Raw genomic sequence first — 20,494 nt, 5'->3', positions numbered from 1 at the left:
AACCACACTTCATAGGCTCTGACTTGCTTAAAAACCAAACATACTGCTGCAAATTTAACCATCGAAGATCAACGCGCCCTAGTCTTAATTGTGGTTAGTTAAGCATTAAAAAGCCGCAGTAGGTATTTTGACTACTGCGGCTTTTTTGTGAATATGTTTTTTTAAACTATGTTTTTTTAGGACCAATAATACGCTTTATAACAGGGGTTTTAGTTGGCTTTGGTTCTTTATTTAAAACCATGACAGGACGGGTCACAAATAAATTGTTAGGGTAAATTACACGGTGCCCATCAATATGTTCAAGTACTACATTCATTAAGCCCATTTCAACAATGCGCCCTTCAACATGATTCGCACCATCAATAATTCGTACCCAATAACCAACGCGGCAATCGTTTTGAATAAACATCAGTAAAAATGCGGTGAGGTTACTCAATAATGACCAAGCGGCAAAAAGCGCTACCCCTAACATGGCAAATAAAGAAGAGCCTAAAACCAATAAACCACGCAGCTCTATACCCCAAAATACTAAAACCAAACACAGTACTACAAAGGCGAGTATAATTTTTAGTAAAAGCTCTGCACGGTATTTTCGGTGCAAATCTACTTTGCCTTTAATCGCTTTTTCGAGTAGTTTTTTGGTTATTTTTAATAGAAGAGGGAAAACCAAAATAGCGATTATAGTTACAACTAACTTATATTGTGATGCAAACAATTCTAAAACTTCTATTATTTCCACATTAGGTCCTGAACTTTCATAACAATTTAATGCAATTGGTATTAGTTTAACGTGTTTGTATTATTTAAAAAGTGTTTTTAACGCTTACTAGCCACTGGACTGAGTCTACATCATCGTAGCTATCAACAGGGGCGGCAATATCAATGTGGATCATGGTTCCTGAGTTTGCGCGACTCGGTGCCAAACGCAGACCAACGCCTACATTTTTCAATACATGTGCATTTTCACCGTTATCTTCATCGTTAAACCATGCTCTGCCTACATCTACAAAAGCTGCGCCACCCACTTTAAATAGTTGCAGTAAATCGTACTCCCAGTAATAGCGCTTTTCTAAATTAACTAAAAAGCTGCGATCGCCATGTTGATAATCCATCGGGTAACCACGCAGGCCTGTTTCGCCACCTAAAGTAAGCTGTTGATCAGCAGTCAGGTTTTTGGCGTATTGCACGCGGGCTTTAACATACCAAGATTGGTCTTCACTGGTATTTAAATAATATTGTACTTGGCTGGTGGCCATAAAGTTTTCGAGTTTTTTCTGTTCTTTATTCCAATAGCCATCAATATCAGCACTAAAACGCCATAAAGTATTATCGTTAGTAAAGTGGGCTTTTTTAAAGTTAAAAGAATACACCGCGCGGCTGTCGTCATTACTTAAGGACTCATCTGAATAGCCAATTAAGCTTTTAATATTCCAACCTAAATTTAAATCCTCAGTGCGAGATATACTGTCGAAGTTGCGTACTTTTATGTAGTTATCTTCAAACCAATGGCCGCTTATAAAGGGATAACTTAAGCTTCTGTCATCGGCAAGTGGTGCAAATGTAGTGTCTATAGCTTCAAAGGTATGCTGCTCATCGGTATAGCCTAACGTTAGACGCTGGGTCCAATTATTATTAAGCGCTTTAGAGTGTCCTATAAATACACGGTTTAAATCGGTAGTTTGATCAAATTCGCTAAACTCTTCGCCGCGTTTATATAGTGACTCTTCGCGCTGCTCAGAATAGCTTAAAATACCGTAACTAAAGGGGGTGTCAATTGCGTAAAATGGATAGGTTAGCTCAAGCAAATGGCGCTTGCCGTCGCTGTTATCGGCGTATTCTAAACGGCCTCGGTAGCGAGTAGATAAAATATTCGGATCGTCGTAAACAAATAAGTAACCGCTGCGATCGCTGTCAGTGGTGCGCGAAAAAGAAAGGCGCTTACCCCACCCAAGCAGGTTAGATTCTCTAAAACCTATACTCGATTTGTTTTCTCCACCGCTTCGACTAAAGTTCACTTCAGGTAAAAGTGTCCATAAATCACGGGTAACCACTTCTACATTAACGTCGCCGTCGCAGTTTTCGGTAGCACTAATTTGTGCATCATATAAGTAGCTTTCTTTACGAAGTAAACGCTCAGATTCTGCGAGTTTTTTAGCGTCGTACTTGTCACCTGGGGAGAATAATAAAAGGTTATTAATGACATCGGGCTCTGTTTGAATGTGAGCGCGATTAGCAAAACGGAATAAAGCATTATTTTCCTCTTCAAGCTCAGTATTAAATACATTAAGTTGCTTGAGCTTTATTGAGGCTATTTTAGCGTTACTATTACTGTGCGTGAGGGTTGTTTTGTCTTGAACTTCTCGGCGTAGGTTTTTATTTGTGCTTAAATCTGTCTGTTCTACAAGGCAGTTATCAGTTTTCATTGAAGATTGTTGTGCGAACGTATTAGGCACATAAAAGCTTAAAACCGTTAAACTAATACAACATTGTGCTATCCATTTCTTGCTCACCATTAAACCTCTTACTGCTACGTAGCAAATGACTATCGTAATATCAGCTTACATCATTGTTATTATAATGTAAGTAAAAGGTATGGATTTTGAAATTAATTAATTGTTACCCATATTCACTTTTGTTAATAGCCAGCTGGTTTGCAGCGACCTATGCGCTAGGCATTAAAAGCTAGCTTAAATAAAATGCTAAAGCGGCGAGTAAGTGTTCAGCTTCATGACCTTCGGCATTAATCCAGATGCTTTGGCTGTAATGCTCATAGTTTAAATTAAAGGTTTGATGATTATAGGTAAAGCGAACTTGATGGCGATCGGCGCCTGCAGAATATTCGTTGAGTGTTACTTCGTCTGAGTGTAAAAATAATGTACTCCACAGCTCAAAGTCTTCATCGTTTGGTAGCTCAATGGGATTAATCAAAATACATTTGTGTGTATGGTCATATTCTATTTGGGTCATAATGCTCTTAATTAGTAGCTAGGTAATGTCGAATTGCCGTTAAAAATTCGCCGCCGTACTTATTTAACTTAGTAAAACCAACACCTGAGACCTTTAAAAATTCACTGTCGTTTGTTGGCATAAGCTGCGCCATTTCGGCTAACGTTTTATCATTAAATACTACATAAGGTGGCACATCGTCGGCATCAGCAAGTTCTTTACGAAGTGCGCGCAGGCGAGCAAAGAGTTTTTTGTCGTAATTAAATTGCGCTAACTTATCTTGATAAACGTGTTTGGCTTGCAGGCGTGGCTCGGCTAATTGCAGTGCGTATTCACCTTTTAAAATTACACGCGCGGCTTCTGTTAATCTAAGTGACGCACCTTGTGTTATATCTTGGCTAAGTAAGCCTTGATGAATAAGTTGGCGTAAAATACTGAGCCAAAACTCACTGCTTTTATCTTTACCTATGCCGTAGGTACTTAACTCATGATGATTATTATCGCGGATGCGGCTCGTGTTTGCACCGCGAAGTAATTCAACAATATAACCAAGTCCAAAACGTTGTCCCGCTCTGTACACACACGAAAGTGCTTGCTGAGCGACTAACGTACCATCAAAGCTTTTTGGCGGATTTAAGCAAATATCGCAGTTGCCACAAGGTTCGCGTTGATATTCACTAAAGTAGTTAAGTAATATTTGACGACGACATGTTTGCGCTTCGGCAAAGCTTGCCATTGCGTTAAAGCGTTGTTCTTCTACGCGGCGGCGTTGTTCGTCGTCTATGTCTTCAAAAAAGCGCCTTACGCGACCTATATCAGCTGGGTCAAAATACATTATAGCTTCTGCGGCAAGTCCATCTCGCCCAGCTCGACCAGTTTCTTGATAGTACGACTCTATACTTTTTGGAATATCGTAATGCAGTACAAAACGCACATTAGGCTTGTTTATGCCCATACCAAAAGCAACGGTTGCGACCACTATTTGTATATCGTCACGGGCAAACCCGGTTTGTACAAATTGTCGTTGCTCGTTACTCATACCAGCATGATAAGCGGCAGCGTTTAGTCCTGCATCTGCAAGCTTTTCAGCAATGTCGTCTACGCGTTTACGGCTGGTGCAATAAATAATACCGCTTTGGCTTTTTTGCTCCTTTAGGTAGCGAAGCAATTGCACCATAGGTTTAAATTTTTCTTCTATGGTGTAACGAATATTGGGGCGATCAAAGCTGCCAGTATGAATATAAGGCTGTTGTAGTTTTAATTGCTCAACTATATCAAACCGTGTGGCTTTATCGGCGGTGGCGGTTAATGCCATCATTGGGACATGTGCAAAACGTTGCTTTAATTCGTTTAAGCGAAAGTAATGAGGTCTAAAGTCATGACCCCAATGCGACACACAGTGCGCTTCGTCAATGGCAAATAAACTCACATTTAAATGCGATAAACGCTCTAAAAATTCGCGTTGTAATACTTTTTCAGGCGCCACATATAAGAGCTTAATTTGCCCCTGATGAAGCTGTTGATACACCAATTGCTGTTCTTCTCGTGCTAAGCTGTTATTAACGTAAGCGGCTTTTACCCCAAGAGCTTGCAGTTGCGTTACCTGATCTTGCATTAGCGATATAAGCGGAGATATAACAATGGTTACGCCTTCGAGTACTAAAGCAGGGATTTGGTAGCACACCGATTTTCCGCCGCCAGTAGGAAGTAATACAAGCGAATCTTGGCCGTTAATAGCGGCATCAATAACTGCTTTTTGACCGTCGCGAAATTCACTGTAGCCAAACACTTGTTTGAGGACAGTTTCGGGTTTACGCACAAGGGTGCTAGAAGGTGGAGTTGATGTATTCATTGGCGGGTATTTTAGTGGTTTTTTAGTGAGATGTCTTTAGCTGAGTTACTTGATAAATTATTTAAGTGGAGTCTCGTAGTTTTACACTATGTATGTTTTACTCATCTTACCTGTTTTGACATAGAGAATAATAATGAATAAAGAAATGTTAATTGAACAAGTGGGCGCGTTATTTGTAAATGGCATGCCGTTTAACCAGTTTTTACAAATATCGGTTGAGTCGTTAAGCCCTGAACAGGCCAAAATTACGTTCCCGTGGCAGGATGTACTCATTGGTAATCCTGCGCAAAAAATACTCCATGGTGGTGTTATTTCAGCCGTACTTGATAATGTAGGCGGTATGCTCGCTGCAGCAAGTGTAATTGATAAACTCACCGATTTAGATATTACAAGCGTGCAAACAAAATTAGCCACGCTTGGGACTATCGACTTACGTACTGATTATTTGCGCCCTGGTAAAGGAGAGAGCTTTACTGCCAGCGCAACACTTATTCGTTCAGGTAATAAAGTATGTGTATGCAGAATGGAATTACATAACGAACAGTCTGTTCAAATTGCTTTTGGAACCGGCACGTATTTAGTTGGATAAAACGCGTATGGCAAGTAAACTAGCGGCCTTTTAAATCACTAAGTGTGTATTATGTCGATTGATACTGAGCAGCGTAAAGGTGCTATTTTTGCTTGTCTTGCTTTTTTAATGTGGGGCCTTGCGCCAATATACTTTAAGTTGATTCAGCATGTTTCTGCTTTTGAAATTTTAATGCATCGGGTTATTTGGTCGGTTGTGTTTTTAGTATTGGTAGTAAGTGTTTTACGGTATTGGGGTAAAATTAAACGCATTATCGTTCAACCTAAGCTTTTGCTTATGCTTGTTATAACCTCTGCACTGCTTGGGTTTAATTGGGGTTTATTTATATGGGCTATAAATAATAACCACATGCTTGATGCAAGCTTGGGCTATTACATAAATCCTCTTTTAAATGTATTACTGGGTATGCTTTTTTTAGGCGAACGCCTGCGTAAGTTCCAAGGCGTAGCAGTAGCCCTTGCCTTTAGCGGTGTAGTGCTGCAGCTAATTAGTTTTGGCTCGTTTCCGGTAGTTGCCTTTTCACTGGCTATATCATTTGCACTTTATGGTTTATTACGTAAAAAGTTACCGGTTGAAGCCTTGCCTGGCATTTTACTCGAAGCACTTATATTACTGCCTGTCGCACTTATTTATTGGTGGTTAATGATGCCTACAGCAACATCAAGCCTGCCAGCTAATGATTGGCATACTAATGTACTACTGATTAGTGCAGGTATTGTAACTACATTACCCCTGCTGTGTTTTACCGGTGCAGCTAAGCGTTTGCAATATACTACACTTGGCTTTTTTCAATACATTGGGCCAAGCTTAATGTTTATACTAGCTGTGGTGTTTTATGGTGAAGTGTTTGATGCAGAGCGCGTAGTAACATTTGCATGTATTTGGAGTGCACTGGCTATTTTTAGTTGGGACTCTTACCATCAATCACGCAAACGTAAAAAAGCGGCTATTACAGCCGCAGAAGTATAATTAACTAATAAAATGGTTAACTAACTACTTTATTACGACCAGATTCTTTAGCGTCGTAAAGCTTTAAGTCGGCCTGTTTTAAAAGTTCATCAATTTGATAAACAGGCCCGTTTGCAAAGCCAATAGAAATGGTGAATTTTATTTTAGCTTTACTAAACTCTTGGCTATTCATTTCTATAAAATACCTAAAGCCTTCAAGGCGTTTAAGGGCTTCTTGTTTATCTGCATCTATAAAATAAACTGCAAACTCTTCACCACCTAAGCGCGCTACTAAGTGCTTTTTAAAGTATTTACTGAAGCAAATAGAGAGCCCTTTTAATACTTCGTCGCCAACATCGTGTCCGTATGTATCGTTAATTGATTTAAAGTGATCAATATCAAGCATAGCTAAAGCACCGTCACCTTTAGTATGTTTTATTTGCTTTAATGATTTTTCAGCTTCTTCAAAAAAGTAACGACGATTTGGTAAATTAGTTAAATAATCCGTGTTGGCTTGTCGCCTTATGGTGGCTATAAGGTCTAACATATCGACGTTTTGACTAAGCCTGCAGTAAAACTCTTCGCTATTAAAAGGTTTGTGCAAATAATCGTTTGCGCCATTTTTTAAAAATAAACTAGAAAGCCCTACAGAGTCAGAACCCGAAATACCAATAATAGCTTTTTCATCATTGCTATATAAGCGGCGAATCTCGCTACATAGTTCATCGCCATTCATATTGGGCATTTCATTATCAGTAATAATAACTGAAATATCAGGTGAAGCTTCAAGCAGGTTTAACGCTTCTTGTCCGTCTTGTGCTTCAATAATTTGATACTTATGGCGCACTAATAAACTACAAATGTATCGTCGGGTCGATTTAGAGTCGTCAACAACGAGTACTTTTACATTTTCGTTGCGAGGCAGGCGCTGTAACTGTTTTTCGAGGTACTGATAAGCTTGTTTATTTTCTTTAATGATGTAATCGATGATTGGGTATTTTTCTACAGTGTCGCGAGTTTTTTTATCAATATTGCCCGTCATTACAATAGTTGGAATGTCTGCATTAATAGTACAAGGTATTGCCTCACCTAATGGAGCATCAGGTAATATGAAGTCAACTACAGCGCAAAAATAGCTATTTTTACTTATAAGCTCTTTTGTTTGCGCTAATGACTCAGCTATATCAACTTCATAACCAGCCTTAAGCGCGATGTGCTTTTGCACTCGCGCCATGGCAGGTGTATCTTCAACTATTAGTATTTTTCGCGTCACGGAACAACCCTATATATATTTTGCAAAAATATTTGCTTATACAAGTTGTAACTGTTAAAACGCAAAAAAGCAAATAACTTAAATACTTACAGATTATCCGCTTCTGAATAATACTCTTGGCTAATCGGCGCCGGGCTCGACATTTTTGAACGGCCAAATAAAGTATGAAACTTAGTTTTGCAGGTCGTTAGTTTTAAGTATTTTACCCAAGCTCGTTCGATTGGGTTGGTAGGTTCTTGTGAGCCAGTTACGACTGCTACAAACTGTTCTTGGTGTTCGTTTTGCGGCTCAATTGTTTTACTGTATAAGCCTTTTAAAACAACTCCGTGTTGTTCAAGTATGCTGGCTTCTAATAAGGTGAAGTTTCCGCTGCGGCTAAAGCCTCGTGGAAAGTTTTGATCATCATAAAATTGACGTTGGCTAACAAATGCTTGGCGTAGTAATGAAATGTTATTGCTCATAGCTTTATCCTCATACCTTAGTAATTAGCTGGAGTATGATGCAAGTTTGGCAATTTATTAAACAAATTATTTTTATCGTGAGGATAAAAAATTGGATATCGATTTATTAAAAACATTCGTTGAGGTAGTGCGTACGCGTCACTTTGGTAAAGCGGCCGAAAACCTTTATATTACGCAGTCTGCAGTGAGCTTTAGAATTCGCCAATTAGAGCAAGGGCTTGGTGTTAATTTGTTTATTCGCCAGCGTAATAACATTCAACTTACAGCACCTGGCGAGCGCTTATTACCCCATGCACAAATGATTATTACGGGCATGCAACGCGCCAAAGTGGATGTTGCGCTTGCCGATAATATGCATAAGCAAATTAGCTTAGCAGGAACGCCTAATATTTGGGATGCTTTTTTACAGTTTGGTATAACAAATATTGTATCGGCGATGCCGGGCGTGTCATTAGTCGCAGAAGTTAAAGCACAACAAGAAAGCACTCGGCTGTTATTAGAGCGCACGCTTGATTTGGCAATATTGTTTGATCCACCGAAAGTAGACGAGCTAGTGGTAGAGCGAATCTGTGAGTTGCCAATCATTCCCGTAAGCGGATACGACACTGCAACGAACGAAAACTTTTTTGATAATCAGTATGTATATGTTGATTGGGGAACTACTTTCTCACTTTGGCATGCGCGTCAGTTTACCGGTAAAACACCGCCTTATTTTAGAACCAGCACAGGACGTATTGCACTTGATTTAATACTGCAATGTGGCGGCAGTGCATTTATACCTCAAGTATTGGTAGAAGGGCATTTAGAAAAAGGTGAACTGTTTCATGTTAAAGATGTAGAAAATACCTCGCGAGACGTGTTTATAGCGTATCACAGAGACAACGAGCAAAAAGAGTTAATAGAAACCTTAGTTAATTTACTATCGCAAATGACCCCAAGCTTGTCATTAAAGAAAAGTAAGTAAGTTCGGCCGTTTATTAGGCTTTCATGTTATTTTGATTTCAAATTTAATGCATTTTTATTAATAAAAAAAGACATTAATATTTCCATTGTAATATTACTGTCATTTAGCGGTGACAAAATGCAGCAGTTTTAAAAATTAGTCTTTTGTGATTATCCAAGGAAATAACATGAAATTTGTAAAATCGAGCTTATGCTTAGCACTATTAAGTGGTTTATCTTTTAATGCACTTGCCGATGTAGACATTTACGGTAAAGCGAATGTAACAGTGCAATCATCTGATGACGGCGAAGGATCTTTTACTGAGATAAAAAGTAATGCATCTCGTCTTGGTGTTAAAGGTTCTGAAAAAATAAATGATAGTTTAGAAGCGGTATATAAGTTTGAGTTTCAAGTTGATGTGTCTGATGCTGATTCAAAAGGCGATAACGACGACAATATTTCTGCGCGTAACCAATACGTTGGTTTAAAAGGTGCGTTTGGCCAAGTGGTTATTGGTCGTAACGATACTGCGCTTAAACAATCTCAAGGTAAGTTAGACTTGTTTAACGACCTTGAAGGCGATATTAAAAATGTATTTAAAGGTGAAAACCGTTTAGGGAATACTGTTAGTTATTCATCAAACTCATACGAAGGTTTTAAAGTACTTGCTACTTTTGTAGCTGAAGATGATGTAGACGCTGATAACGGTTACTCAATGGCGGTTACTTACGGTGACGTGGCACTTAAAAAGAGCGCAGTATATGCCTCTATCGCAGCCGATAGTGAAGTAAATGGCTACGATGTAGTACGCGCGTCAATCCAAGGTAAAGTTGAAAACTTTAAGTTAGGTGCAATGTACCAAACACAAGAAAAAGTTGACGGCAGCGCAGAAGCGGATGGTTATCTATTAAATGCAGCTTACAGCATGGGTAACAACACATTTAAAGTACAATACCAAGACATGGACTTTGACGACAGCGACGATAAGTCAGCAATATCAGTTGGTCTTGATCACAAATTAAATAAAAACATTAAAGTATTTGGCTTTTACTCAAGCTTCGACATGGACAACAACGTTGACCAAGACTACGTAGGCTTAGGTATGGAATACAAGTTTTAACTATTCGCTAAATTAGTTAAAACACTCCCTTTTTAACCGCGCTCTTTTGAGTGCGGTTTTTTTTTACTTTAAATTATTTACTTAGCCGCCCATAATAGAGCTTCATTTGGAATGAGGTGCGAGTCCTCGACTGTTCCCGCAACTGTAATTAGCGCAAAGCTTTAAGTCAGATACAAATGGTATAATACCAATTTTATTAAAAACATGATCTTTCTAGCGAATTAAATAACTTACTAACTTCGTTAAAAATTATTCATATAGAACAAGTATATGTCATAATTTCCGCTTTGTTATTAAGCTATTTATTTGTCGCTATAATAAATCACTAATTTAGTGCAATTGGTATAAATTCTTTTAACGAGCGGGTTTACTCATTTTTTCTTGTAGTGCATTAGTATTTTTATCGCATTTTAGTGAGTTTAATCCCGTCTAGGACTGACTATTGCACACTCAAACGCCATTAAATATACCATTACTAAACGTTAAAAACGTATCGTGGGGTATTGGCAATAAAACGATCCTCAAAAAAATAAACCTTAAAATAACCACAGGTAAATTTGTTGGTTTAATTGGCCCCAATGGCGCAGGTAAATCGAGCTTATTGCGTTGTTTATATCGTTTTAATAAACCCAGCGATGGCGTTGTAGAGTTTAACAGCACCGATATTTGGCAGCTAAAAAGCGATGAGTACGCAAAAAAAGTAGCGGTTGTTTTACAAGAAACCCCGTCGCAATTTAACTTAAGCGTATTTGATGTTATTGCACTTGGGCTAACGCCTCATAAATCGCTATTTAGCTCAGTAACTAACATTGATAAACAAAAAATTACCCAAGCTATCAACACTGTAGGGTTGGCAGATCATAGCGATCAAAGCTTTGAGTCACTTTCGGGTGGTGAAAAGCAACGTGCCTTGATAGCCCGCGCCATAGTTCAGCAACCTCAGTTGTTAATAATGGACGAACCAACTAGCCATTTAGATGTTAAATACCAAATACAGGTAATGGAGCTTGCTAAATCGTTGGGTGTAACGGTGTTTGTATCGTTTCACGATTTAAACTTAGCTTCTGCAATGTGCGATGAACTAGTGGTTATTAAAAATGGTGAAATTACACATACAGGCACGCCAAGTGAGGTATTAACCGAAAGCATGCTAGGCGACGTTTTTGGTGTCTGCGCTCAAGTAAATAACCACCCGCAAATATCGGAGTCGGGAAATAGCATCCCTCATATCACTTACTTTTATGGTTACGAATAATATGAGCGCAGTTAATACTCGCCAATCACTTGCGCTATTTATCAGTGCTGCAGCTGCTTTATTTAGCTTATTTGCAGCACTTAGTTTTGGCGCAGCAGAGACCTCACTTCAAGATGTATTTAATAGCTTTTTACTCTCAAATGATGCGTCTTTTAATTCGCGTATTATTTTTGAACTAAGAATGCCACGCACATTACTCGCCTTTTTAGCCGGCTCTGGCTTAGCAATTGCGGGGCTTATTTTACAAACGGTAACGCGTAACCCTTTAGCCGATCCTTACTTATTTGGTATATCGTCGGGTGCCTCATTTGGCGTGGTGTTACTTATGGCATTAGCAGGTATTAGCGCAGGTTTTATGTTATCGGCAGCAGCGTTATTAGGTAGCTTACTCGCTATGAGTTTATTAATACTTATTGCAGGTAGGCAGCAAAGTGCACAGGTAGAATCAATGTTATTAGCTGGTGTTGCTCTGTCGTTTTTATTTAGTGCATTTACCAGCTTGCTGCTTTATTGGAGCGACCCTCAGGCGGTAGCCGCTATTTTATTTTGGACACTGGGCAGCTTTTCGCGTGCGCAGTGGGCTACGCTTTGGTTGCCTTTATTGGTAATTACATTGTGTACGTTTGTAATGCTGAGCTTTAGAAGGCAGCTAAATGCTATGTTACTGGGCGATGAAAGCGCAATTACATTAGGTGTGAGGGTTCAGCGCTTTAGAATACTTATGCTGGTTTTAAGCTCATTAATTACCGCTGTGCTGGTGGCTATGTGTGGTGGTATTGGGTTTGTAGGATTAATGGTGCCGCATATTGTGCGCTTTTTTATATCCCAAGGCACCATCGCTGGCTTACTGGTAACCAGCTTGGTGGGCGGTACATTTATGGTTTGGGTTGATGTACTTTCGCGCTCATTGCTGAAAAACCAAGAACTGCCCGTAGGTGTTATTACTGCAGCTATTGGTAGCGTGTTCTTTTTGAGTTTATTGTTTTTTAGAAAGCGAAGGGTGTAATTCCATGAAAACCTTAATGGTGCAAGGCACTACATCAGATGCTGGTAAAAGCACTTTAGTTGCTGCCCTTTGCAGGGTGTTTGCTAAGCGAGGGATAAAGGTTGCGCCTTTTAAACCACAAAATATGGCACTTAATAGCGCAGTAACAAAAGATGGCGGCGAAATTGGTCGTGCGCAAGCTTTGCAAGCAATAGCAGCTAAAGTAGAGCCAGAAATAGACTTTAACCCTATATTACTTAAGCCTAATAGCGACACGGGCGCACAAGTAATTATTCACGGAAAAGCCGTTAGTAATATGGAAGCGGGCAAATATCACGACTATAAAAAAGTGGCGATGGATGCAGTAATTACTTCACATAAACGCTTAGCTAAACGCTTTGAATTACTCCTTGTTGAAGGGGCTGGGAGCCCTGCTGAAATAAATCTGCGTGAAAACGATATTGCCAATATGGGTTACGCCGAAGAGGTAGATTGCCCAGTAATTATAATTGCTGATATTGATAAAGGCGGCGTATTTGCACATTTGGTAGGTACGCTTGCGTTGTTAAGCGAGTCAGAACAGGCGCGCGTAAAAGGCTTTGTTATAAACCGCTTTAGAGGCGATATAGGTTTGCTGCAAGGCGGGCTTGATTGGCTTGAAGAATACACAAACAAACCCGTACTTGGCGTATTACCTTATTTACACGACCTTGCGCTTGATGCTGAAGACGCCGTCGCAATTGATAATAACGTAACCAACGCCTCAATTAATATTGCAGTGCTGCTTGTTCCCCACATTAGTAACCACACCGATTTTGATGCACTGCGTTTGCACCCAAACATTAATATAAATTATGTGCGCCATACGCAAACGATCCCAGACGTTGATCTGATAATTCTCCCAGGCAGTAAAAATGTGCTGGGTGATTTAAGTTTTTTGAAAAATGAAGGCTGGGACACTCAAATTAAGCGCCACTTACGCTATGGTGGTAAAGTACTTGGTATTTGTGGCGGCATGCAAATGCTGGGCAATACGCTCAACGATCCCGAGGGTATTGAGTCATCATTAAAGCAAGTAAATGGGCTTGCTCTGTGCGATTTTGAAACCACGCTAACAACACAAAAAGTATTAACTAAAATAACCGCTACACTGCTTTTAAATAACCAATCAACACCCTGTAGTGGTTACGAAATACATGTAGGGATTAGCCAAGGTGCAGCGCTTAATAAGCCATTTTTAACCTTTGATGAAAGCCACCCACATGGCTTTACGTTTGATGGCTTTATTAGCGATGATAACGCCATTGCGGGCACTTATTTACATGGCTTATTTGATGAAGCCGATGCTACATCGCAAATTTTAAAATGGGTAAAACCAAGCGCCTCAATTAACCCAATTAGTATTGCCGCTCACCGCGAGCAGCAGTTAGAACGATTAGCAACCATGTGCGAAACGCATTTAAACATACAGCAAATTATCTCGATTTATGAAGGGCACAATAATGACTGAACAAAACAACGATAAGCATAAGCAGCGCCAACAAAAAGTAAAAGAACAAGTGGATGCACGTGTTGCCGCCGCACAAGATGTAAAAGGTATTTTTCAGGTAATTACCGGTAATGGTAAAGGTAAATCAACCTCAGGCTTTGGCGTTGTAGCACGCTGCGTTGGACATGGTAAAAAAGCAGCCGTTTGCCAATATATTAAAGGTACGTGGGAATGTGGCGAGCGTAATTTATTACAAGGTGCAGGTGTTGAGTTTGTTGTAATGAACACCGGTTTTACTTGGGATACGCAAAATAAAGAAGCCGATACTGCAGCCGCGCAGGCAACATGGCAAGAGTCAAAACGTATGCTTGCTGATAGCAGTATTGATTTAGTATTACTTGATGAGCTTACGTATATGGTGACTTACGGCTACGTTGATTTAGATGAAGTAGTAACAGCCCTTAATAACCGCCCACCCATGCAGTCAGTTATTATTACAGGGCGTGCAGCACATCGTACTTTAACCGACCTTGCCGACACAGTAAGTGAAGTGCGTAATGTAAAACATGCATTCGACTCAGGCATAAAAGCGCTCGAAGGGTTTGATTACTAATGTTTAAAGCGTTTTTTATTGGGGTGCTGCTTTTTTGTGTATCGGGCAGTGCACTTGCAGAGCTGGCTAATGATTCTAAAAAACTGCGAATAATCGCGCTTGCACCACATATAGTCGAAAACCTATTTGCCATAGGGGCGGGCGATAATATTGTGGGCACGGTTGATTACGCCGACTACCCAAGTGAAGCCCAAAGTATTGAGCGCATAGGGAGTTATTACGGTATCTCGCTTGAAAAAGTATTGGCGCTTAAACCCGACTTAGTTATTGCGTGGAAAAGCGGAAATCAAAGCGAAGATTTAGCCCAAATAGAGCGTTTAGGTATAAAAGTGTATTTGAGTAATCCCACCACAATCGCGGGTGTAGCCCACGAGTTACTTACTTTTGGTGAATTTACAGGGAATATTGAGCAAAGCCAACAAGCGGCAAATGCATTTACACAAAAGCTAAACGCGATTGTTAAAAGCCAGCAAGATAAAAAAGATATTACCGGATTTTATCAGTTATGGGCTGAGCCCATGATGACAGTAAGTAAAAACACATGGATAAATCAGCTGATTGAAACATGCCATGTAAGTAATGTATTTGCCGATAGCGTTACAGATTATCCGCAAATTAGTATCGAAAATGTTATTGTTATTAAGCCGCAAGTTATTATTATCCCTGATGAAAAATCAAAAACACCACAGCCGGTTGTTAATTGGCAAAAGTGGCCAGAAGTACCAGCAGTTAAAAATGATCAATTTATTAGCGTAAATGCCGATTTATTACATCGTTTTACTCCGCGCATGCTAGATGGACTCGCGGATATGTGTGTTAAAATAGACGCATCACGTAAACAGATTAAGAGTACACAATGAGCAATTGGGCTACATTTTTAGAAAGTGAATTACAGCAACCTTACATGCAGCAAACGTTAGAGTATGTGGCTAATCGCCGCAATGAAGGTGTTGCTGTTTACCCGCCTGAAGCTCAAGTATTTAGTGCTTTTGATGCCACCGCACTTAATGACATCCGCGTTGTAATTTTAGGACAAGACCCATACCACGGGGAAGGGCAAGCGCATGGCTTGTGTTTTTCGGTATTGCCTGATGTAAAAAAGCTGCCACCGTCGCTTAAAAATATGTACAAAGAGTTAGCTGTCGATATCAGCGGGTTTATTATTCCTGAGCATGGTTACCTGCAAAGCTGGGCAGATCAGGGCGTGTTTTTACTCAATACAGTATTGACCGTGGAGCAAGGGCAAGCGCATTCACATAAGCATTTAGGATGGGAGCAATTTACCGATAATGTAATTGCCCATATTAATAAGCACTGCGAAGGTGTGGTATTTATTTTATGGGGGGCACATGCACAAAAAAAAGGTAAAGGCATAGATAGCGCTCGCCATCATGTTTTAAAAGGGCCGCACCCATCGCCGCTTTCGGCGCATAGAGGCTTTTTTGGTTGTAAGCATTTCTCACAAACGAATGAGTTATTGCAAGCCCAAAAAGATAAGCTAATTAACTGGCAAATCTAATTTATTCTAAAGAACTCAAATTGTTTAAACCATTAAAAAAGGCTTCCAGATTCTGGAAGCCTTTTTGTTTAGTTGGGGCGTATTGAATTAAAAATCGAGCTCATCAATTGCAATACTGTCTGTAAAGTAGTCTAGTTCTTGTAGTTCTTTACGTAGGCGCTGTTTGTCTTTTATTGCTTCTATTTCACGCCATTTTCTTTTTTTATTTTTTTGAGAGGTTTTTCTTGTTGTATCTGGTCCTTCTAATATCTCTAATATATCGTTTAGGCTATCCATGAACTTCTCCTATTGATTTTATTGACCTCAAGAATACCTATACCACAGGCCTAGTTAAAATAGAATAAAAAAGTGACAGTTATGTTACATAAGTGTGATTAATTGATGAAGGTTTATACGAAGATTATATGAAGGTTAAATAGAGAAGTAGCCAATTTTAGGCATAAAAAAACGCCGCTATTGCGACGTTTTCTAAAACACGATTATAGCAAATTACATTGCTTTAAAACGCGCTTCTAGTTGTTCTTGTGCATCAGCAAAAGAGCGAATACCTTCAGCCAGTTTTTCAGTAGCCATAGCATCTTGGTTATGTAACCAACGGAACTGCGCTTCTGTAAGTGGTTCTGGTTTTGGCTCTTTAGGAATATCTGTTTCTAGCAAGTATTCCTGTGCGCCTTCAAGGTTACCTAAATCTTCTAAAAGATTAGGGCTAATAGTTAGCTTGTCACAACCTGTAAGTGCAATAATTTCGCCTGTATTACGGAAACTTGCACCCATCACAACTGTTTTGTAATCATGGCGTTTGTAAAATTCAAAAATGCTGCGTACAGACTGAACACCTGGATCTTGTAGCGGATCGGTTGGTTTTTCCATACCGTTAGCAACATGCCAATCTAAAATACGGCCAACAAATGGCGAAATTAGAAATACGTTTGCATCGGCACATGCGCGAGCTTGGGCATCGCTAAATAGTAAAGTAAGGTTACATTTAGTACCTTCTTTTTCTAGCTGCTCAGCGGCTTTAATGCCTTCCCACGTAGACGCTACTTTGATTAAAATTTTATCTTTGCTTACACCTTCTTTTTCGTAAAGGCTAAGTAGGGTATGTGCTTTATCAATAGTCGCTTGCGTATTAAACGAAAGGCGTGCATCTACTTCAGTAGAAATATAACCAGGTACAATCTCACTAATTTCTTTACCAAGTAACACGGCAAAGTAATCACATGCTAGTTCAAGTTGTTTAGCTGGCTCTTGCTCGGTTTCTTTTGCATAGCTCCAAGCTTTATCTAGGTAAGGCTTATATGCTTCAATCTCGCTCGCTTTTAATAAAAGCGACGGGTTTGTAGTTGCATCTTCTGGTTGATGCTTTTTAATAGCTTCAATATCACCAGTGTCGGCTACGATAGATGAATGTTGTTTTAGCCTTTGTAGAGCTGAAGTCATTTGCTTTCCTCATTCCAAGCAAGTTAAAAGAAAAATCTAATCACTCTTAATATATACAATCCATACTGCAACAGTGTGACAATGCTTGATAGGTCTTATGTCCTTATCAATAGAAAAACGGCAATGCATGGGTTATTAAGAGAGGATTTATTTAAACAAAACGTGCTTTTCGTTTCATTTAATGTTGAAATTGACACTAAATAAATTACAAGTCAATAGCTAACTATGATCACTGTTATTTCACCTGCAAAAAATCTTGATTACGAAACGCCACCCGCAACAGACAAGTTCACTCAACCTGAATTACTAGAGCACAGCGAAGAGCTCATGAAAGTATGCCGTGAACTAACACCAGCGCAAATTGGCAGTTTAATGAAAATTAGCGATAAGCTATCTGGGCTTAACGCTGCACGCTTTAGCGAGTGGGCGCAGCCGTTTACACAAAGTAATGCTAAACAAGCAGTGCTTGCCTTTAATGGCGATGTATACGGCGGTTTAGATGCAAGTACGCTTAAAGCTAGCGAGCTTGATTACGCACAAAATCATTTGCGTATTCTCTCGGGTTTATACGGCTTATTAAAACCACTTGATTTAATGCAAGCTTACCGTCTTGAAATGGGCACCAAGCTTGAAAACTCGCGTGGCAAAAACTTATACGAGTTTTGGGGCAGCGTAATAGCGAACAAACTAAACGAAGTATTAAAAGCACAAGACGCACAATACCTCGTTAACCTTGCTTCAAACGAATACTTTAAAGCGGTAGATAAAAAAGCATTAAATGCACAAATTATTACCCCACACTTTAAAGACTGTAAAAACGGTCAATACAAGGTAATTAGCTTTTACGCTAAAAAAGCACGCGGCATGATGGCGCGCTACATTATCGAAAATAAAGTAACGCAATTAAGTCAGCTTAAAGAGTTTACTGTGGCGGGTTATTACTTTAGCCCTGAGGCAACAGTTAAAGAGCTTGAGCCGGTATTTATGCGCGACGAACAAAATTAGGTCATAAGCTTAAATAGACAATTGAAAAGCCATGCATTGCATGGCTTTTTTGATACTGGCGTTATATTTGCAACTATATCTAATATTAATGAGATTATTAATTAAATAGGTGCAAACAAAATGATCAGTATTCCGTCAGTTGGCGAAGCCGAAAAGCTAATAGAGGAAAAGCTCGGAGGGTGGTTTGATGTTGTTATCAGCCATATCCCTAATTTTATAGTGGCAATTGTAATTGCCATAGTATTTTCAATATTGGCACGCTTTGCTGGCAAGCTGATGAAAAACGTATTACGCCGCTCACTCGACTCAACGCAAATTGCCGATTTAATGGCGTCAATATTTAAAGTTATTGTGTTGTGCATAGGTTTATTTATAGCGCTCGATTTTGTTGGCTTAAAAGGCACCGTTACTTCGCTACTTGCTGGTGCGGGTATTGTGGGTTTAGCCATTGGTTTTGCGTTTCAAGACATGACCGAAAACCTAATTGCAGGTATAGCAATGGGTGTACGTAAGCCATTTAAAACAGGTGATGTAATAGAAACCGATGATGTGTTTGGTTCGGTGCATTCTATAAACCTACGTAACACGCTAATAGAGAGCTTTTACGGGCAACTAATACTTGTACCAAACAAAGTCTTATTTAGAAATGTGCTAAAAAATTACACCACGCTAGGTATAAGACGTATAGAAGTACCCGTAGGTATTTCGTATGGCGACGACATAGAAAAAGCAAAAGACGTTATAGTCGATAAAATTAACGAATTTGACTTTGTAATACGTAAAGACGAAACCGCTGTATACGCTGAAGGTTTTGGCGACAGCAGCATTAACTTACTGGTGTGGTTTTGGATTAAATACCCAGGCGAGCCTGACTTTATGACGGTACGCCACAAAGGTGTTGTTGCCGTTAAGCAAGCATTAGACGAAGCTGATATTAGTATTCCTTTCCCAATTCGTACGCTCGACTTTGGCATTAAAGGGGGTGAAAAACTCGATGCCATGATAAGCGATAAAATAAGCCAGCAGTCTTCCAATAAAGACAGTAGCGACGGTGCTGACTCTAGCCAAAGTGAGTAATTTAGTTAAAACTCATTAGGCAAAAGCATTGGGAAATAGTTACTTACCAACAGCGCAATTTTACAGAGTAAAATTGCGCTTTTTTATAAATGGATTATTAGCTAAAAGTTTAAATACCTAGTTTTGTGTTTATTGAATATCAATTCAGATTAGTTGCGTTTGGCCATGGGAGTATTAACAAGTAAGATTAGTGTTTACCCAACGATTTTTTTACTGCCTTGCCGCACACTCTGAAAAAACGCTCTCATCTATTTCAATAACTAAATAAATCATCCTTTTTAAGCCCGTTAGGTCGGCTAAAGAATCTGTGTAAGCTTTTTCAGTATCAATTGGGTTAACTTAAGGGTTAAAAGAGCAAAGACAAACACGCTAGCGTCAATTCTAAATCTATCTTCTTAAGTATAAGTGTGAGCTATCGTTTTAGGGGGAGGAATAATCGTATTGCTTAGGCTTTATTTTATCTTCTTCACAGCTGCAAAATTTGCCTTAAAACAGAATATAAAAAAGCGCAGCTTGTGTTGGAGTAACAAGCCGCGCTTATGAATTAGTTATACAAATAGGTTTTGTGGTGCGTATTAAATAACGCTAATTTTGTTACGAATGATTTTAACCCCATCTATATTTTCTAGAAATTTTTGAGCTAGTGCGCGCTGAAAACCAGTTTGTGCTTCACCGTATAAATCTACTTCACCATTTTTTACCTGCACACGAATATCACTTAACGCTAGGTTAGGGTTAGTTCGTAGGGTGTTGGTGATAGTTTGTTGTAGGTTAGGTTGAGTGGCTACACTGCTTACTACGGCCATATTGGTTGCTGCACTTACCTTTGTAGCGCAAGCTAATAAAAATAAACAACAAAATGATACTAAAGCGATAGTTAACTTGAAGCGGTTCATAACTTAATCCTTACATTACGGTGAATAGTGCAGCCACAAAATGGAAATTCCATCGGCTAGGTTATCTTTGTAGTTACAATTTC

General features: G+C 39.4%; 21 protein-coding genes and 1 riboswitch. Of the genes, 12 read left to right on the top strand and 9 right to left on the bottom strand.

Annotation, left to right across the window (positions count from 1 at the left end; all coding sequences use genetic code 11):
- Window positions 1–166: 166 nt before the first annotated feature.
- The 4 genes from GQR47_RS18410 to recQ all read right to left on the bottom strand — a co-directional run bounded on the left by GQR47_RS18410 (window position 167) and on the right by recQ (window position 4,798).
- Window positions 167–739: a mechanosensitive ion channel domain-containing protein gene (locus GQR47_RS18410; protein WP_138489650.1), complete on the bottom strand. Its 573-nt coding sequence runs from the start codon at window positions 737–739 to the stop codon at window positions 167–169.
- Between the two features lie 64 nt (window positions 740–803).
- On the bottom strand, window positions 804–2,513 hold the full coding sequence (locus tag GQR47_RS18405) for a BamA/TamA family outer membrane protein (RefSeq protein ID WP_165724270.1): 1,710 nt from the start codon (window positions 2,511–2,513) through the stop codon (window positions 804–806).
- A 169-nt stretch (window positions 2,514–2,682) separates the two neighbouring features.
- Entirely contained in the window at window positions 2,683–2,967 is a 285-nt protein-coding gene (locus GQR47_RS18400; RefSeq protein WP_002961372.1) for a DUF3630 family protein, read from the bottom strand.
- Window positions 2,968–2,974: 7 nt separating this feature from the next.
- Window positions 2,975–4,798, bottom strand: a complete 1,824-nt coding sequence (gene recQ / locus GQR47_RS18395) for a DNA helicase RecQ (RefSeq protein WP_024603604.1) — start codon at window positions 4,796–4,798, stop codon at window positions 2,975–2,977.
- 133 nt (window positions 4,799–4,931) lie between these two features.
- On the opposite strand from recQ, the gene GQR47_RS18390 reads away from it, so the two are divergent.
- Both GQR47_RS18390 and rarD read left to right on the top strand, forming a co-directional pair.
- Window positions 4,932–5,387 (top strand): thioesterase family protein, encoded by a 456-nt coding sequence (locus tag GQR47_RS18390; RefSeq protein ID WP_024596241.1) that lies wholly within the window; start codon window positions 4,932–4,934, stop codon window positions 5,385–5,387.
- A 51-nt stretch (window positions 5,388–5,438) separates the two neighbouring features.
- On the top strand, window positions 5,439–6,356 hold the full coding sequence (rarD, locus tag GQR47_RS18385; protein WP_165724268.1) for an EamA family transporter RarD: 918 nt from the start codon (window positions 5,439–5,441) through the stop codon (window positions 6,354–6,356).
- 16 nt (window positions 6,357–6,372) lie between these two features.
- Here rarD and GQR47_RS18380 read toward each other — a convergent pair whose 3' ends face one another.
- The gene (locus GQR47_RS18380; protein WP_024605056.1) at window positions 6,373–7,608 is read right to left on the bottom strand and encodes a response regulator; all 1,236 of its coding nucleotides are present in this window, start codon (window positions 7,606–7,608) and stop codon (window positions 6,373–6,375) included.
- 86 nt (window positions 7,609–7,694) lie between these two features.
- Entirely contained in the window at window positions 7,695–8,069 is a 375-nt protein-coding gene (locus GQR47_RS18375) for a DUF413 domain-containing protein (protein WP_024596244.1), read from the bottom strand.
- Between the two features lie 91 nt (window positions 8,070–8,160).
- Between GQR47_RS18375 and GQR47_RS18370 the strand changes: the two genes are divergently transcribed.
- From GQR47_RS18370 to ung, 8 genes are all read left to right on the top strand, one after another.
- Window positions 8,161–9,033, top strand: a complete 873-nt coding sequence (locus GQR47_RS18370) for a LysR family transcriptional regulator (protein WP_024596245.1) — start codon at window positions 8,161–8,163, stop codon at window positions 9,031–9,033.
- A gap of 166 nt (window positions 9,034–9,199) precedes the next feature.
- On the top strand, window positions 9,200–10,132 hold the full coding sequence (locus GQR47_RS18365; RefSeq protein WP_002961381.1) for a porin: 933 nt from the start codon (window positions 9,200–9,202) through the stop codon (window positions 10,130–10,132).
- Between the two features lie 63 nt (window positions 10,133–10,195).
- Window positions 10,196–10,329: riboswitch (cobalamin riboswitch) on the top strand.
- A 245-nt stretch (window positions 10,330–10,574) separates the two neighbouring features.
- On the top strand, window positions 10,575–11,387 hold the full coding sequence (locus tag GQR47_RS18360; RefSeq protein WP_165724266.1) for an ABC transporter ATP-binding protein: 813 nt from the start codon (window positions 10,575–10,577) through the stop codon (window positions 11,385–11,387).
- A gap of 1 nt (window position 11,388) precedes the next feature.
- Window positions 11,389–12,393 carry an iron ABC transporter permease gene (locus tag GQR47_RS18355; protein WP_165724264.1) on the top strand — a complete coding sequence of 335 codons (1,005 nt, stop codon included), beginning with the start codon at window positions 11,389–11,391 and terminating at the stop codon, window positions 12,391–12,393.
- Window positions 12,394–12,397: 4 nt separating this feature from the next.
- The gene (locus tag GQR47_RS18350; RefSeq protein WP_165724263.1) at window positions 12,398–13,882 is read left to right on the top strand and encodes a cobyric acid synthase; all 1,485 of its coding nucleotides are present in this window, start codon (window positions 12,398–12,400) and stop codon (window positions 13,880–13,882) included.
- Window positions 13,875–14,474, top strand: a complete 600-nt coding sequence (cobO, locus tag GQR47_RS18345) for a cob(I)yrinic acid a,c-diamide adenosyltransferase (protein ID WP_007376484.1) — start codon at window positions 13,875–13,877, stop codon at window positions 14,472–14,474. Before GQR47_RS18350 ends, cobO begins: the two co-directional genes overlap by 8 nt.
- Entirely contained in the window at window positions 14,474–15,334 is an 861-nt protein-coding gene (locus GQR47_RS18340; protein WP_165724261.1) for a cobalamin-binding protein, read from the top strand. The genes cobO and GQR47_RS18340 overlap by 1 nt, the downstream gene beginning before the upstream one ends.
- Window positions 15,331–15,993 (top strand): uracil-DNA glycosylase, encoded by a 663-nt coding sequence (gene ung, locus GQR47_RS18335; RefSeq protein WP_024604200.1) that lies wholly within the window; start codon window positions 15,331–15,333, stop codon window positions 15,991–15,993. Before GQR47_RS18340 ends, ung begins: the two co-directional genes overlap by 4 nt.
- 87 nt (window positions 15,994–16,080) lie before the next feature.
- Here ung and GQR47_RS18330 read toward each other — a convergent pair whose 3' ends face one another.
- Together GQR47_RS18330 and tal are read right to left on the bottom strand one after the other, a co-directional pair.
- Window positions 16,081–16,269 carry a DUF3545 family protein gene (locus GQR47_RS18330; protein ID WP_002961395.1) on the bottom strand — a complete coding sequence of 63 codons (189 nt, stop codon included), beginning with the start codon at window positions 16,267–16,269 and terminating at the stop codon, window positions 16,081–16,083.
- A gap of 213 nt (window positions 16,270–16,482) precedes the next feature.
- The gene (gene tal / locus GQR47_RS18325) at window positions 16,483–17,433 is read right to left on the bottom strand and encodes a transaldolase (RefSeq protein ID WP_002961397.1); all 951 of its coding nucleotides are present in this window, start codon (window positions 17,431–17,433) and stop codon (window positions 16,483–16,485) included.
- A 225-nt stretch (window positions 17,434–17,658) separates the two neighbouring features.
- Here tal and yaaA point away from each other — a divergent pair, with 225 nt between their 5' ends.
- On the top strand, window positions 17,659–18,438 hold the full coding sequence (yaaA, locus tag GQR47_RS18320) for a peroxide stress protein YaaA (protein ID WP_039488339.1): 780 nt from the start codon (window positions 17,659–17,661) through the stop codon (window positions 18,436–18,438).
- A gap of 120 nt (window positions 18,439–18,558) precedes the next feature.
- Complete coding sequence (locus tag GQR47_RS18315) at window positions 18,559–19,515, top strand: mechanosensitive ion channel family protein (RefSeq protein ID WP_024596180.1); 957 nt, start codon at window positions 18,559–18,561, stop codon at window positions 19,513–19,515.
- 575 nt (window positions 19,516–20,090) lie between these two features.
- On the opposite strand, the gene GQR47_RS18310 is transcribed toward GQR47_RS18315, so the two are convergent.
- Window positions 20,091–20,411, bottom strand: a complete 321-nt coding sequence (locus GQR47_RS18310; protein WP_002961403.1) for a BON domain-containing protein — start codon at window positions 20,409–20,411, stop codon at window positions 20,091–20,093.
- Window positions 20,412–20,494: the final 83 nt, after the last annotated feature.

It is taken from the genome of Pseudoalteromonas sp. Z1A2 (assembly GCF_011378755.1).
GTDB classification, from domain to species: domain Bacteria; phylum Pseudomonadota; class Gammaproteobacteria; order Enterobacterales; family Alteromonadaceae; genus Pseudoalteromonas; species Pseudoalteromonas distincta.
The sequence above is the reverse complement of the archived record's forward strand: the minus strand, read 5'-3'. Positions and strand labels throughout refer to the sequence as shown.

Excerpts from the sequence above, each read along its gene's own strand:
- GQR47_RS18405 (WP_165724270.1), bottom strand. The coding sequence starts at position 2,513 with ATGGTGAGCAAGAAATGGATAGCACAATGTTGTATTAGTTTAACGGTT.
- GQR47_RS18400 (WP_002961372.1), bottom strand. The coding sequence starts at position 2,967 with ATGACCCAAATAGAATATGACCATACACACAAATGTATTTTGATTAAT.
- recQ (WP_024603604.1), bottom strand. The coding sequence starts at position 4,798 with ATGAATACATCAACTCCACCTTCTAGCACCCTTGTGCGTAAACCCGAA.
- GQR47_RS18390 (WP_024596241.1), top strand. The coding sequence starts at position 4,932 with ATGAATAAAGAAATGTTAATTGAACAAGTGGGCGCGTTATTTGTAAAT.
- rarD (WP_165724268.1), top strand. The coding sequence starts at position 5,439 with ATGTCGATTGATACTGAGCAGCGTAAAGGTGCTATTTTTGCTTGTCTT.
- GQR47_RS18375 (WP_024596244.1), bottom strand. The coding sequence starts at position 8,069 with ATGAGCAATAACATTTCATTACTACGCCAAGCATTTGTTAGCCAACGT.
- GQR47_RS18365 (WP_002961381.1), top strand. The coding sequence starts at position 9,200 with ATGAAATTTGTAAAATCGAGCTTATGCTTAGCACTATTAAGTGGTTTA.
- GQR47_RS18355 (WP_165724264.1), top strand. The coding sequence starts at position 11,389 with ATGAGCGCAGTTAATACTCGCCAATCACTTGCGCTATTTATCAGTGCT.
- GQR47_RS18350 (WP_165724263.1), top strand. The coding sequence starts at position 12,398 with ATGAAAACCTTAATGGTGCAAGGCACTACATCAGATGCTGGTAAAAGC.
- cobO (WP_007376484.1), top strand. The coding sequence starts at position 13,875 with ATGACTGAACAAAACAACGATAAGCATAAGCAGCGCCAACAAAAAGTA.
- GQR47_RS18340 (WP_165724261.1), top strand. The coding sequence starts at position 14,474 with ATGTTTAAAGCGTTTTTTATTGGGGTGCTGCTTTTTTGTGTATCGGGC.
- ung (WP_024604200.1), top strand. The coding sequence starts at position 15,331 with ATGAGCAATTGGGCTACATTTTTAGAAAGTGAATTACAGCAACCTTAC.
- GQR47_RS18330 (WP_002961395.1), bottom strand. The coding sequence starts at position 16,269 with ATGGATAGCCTAAACGATATATTAGAGATATTAGAAGGACCAGATACA.
- tal (WP_002961397.1), bottom strand. The coding sequence starts at position 17,433 with ATGACTTCAGCTCTACAAAGGCTAAAACAACATTCATCTATCGTAGCC.
- yaaA (WP_039488339.1), top strand. The coding sequence starts at position 17,659 with ATGATCACTGTTATTTCACCTGCAAAAAATCTTGATTACGAAACGCCA.
- GQR47_RS18315 (WP_024596180.1), top strand. The coding sequence starts at position 18,559 with ATGATCAGTATTCCGTCAGTTGGCGAAGCCGAAAAGCTAATAGAGGAA.
- GQR47_RS18310 (WP_002961403.1), bottom strand. The coding sequence starts at position 20,411 with ATGAACCGCTTCAAGTTAACTATCGCTTTAGTATCATTTTGTTGTTTA.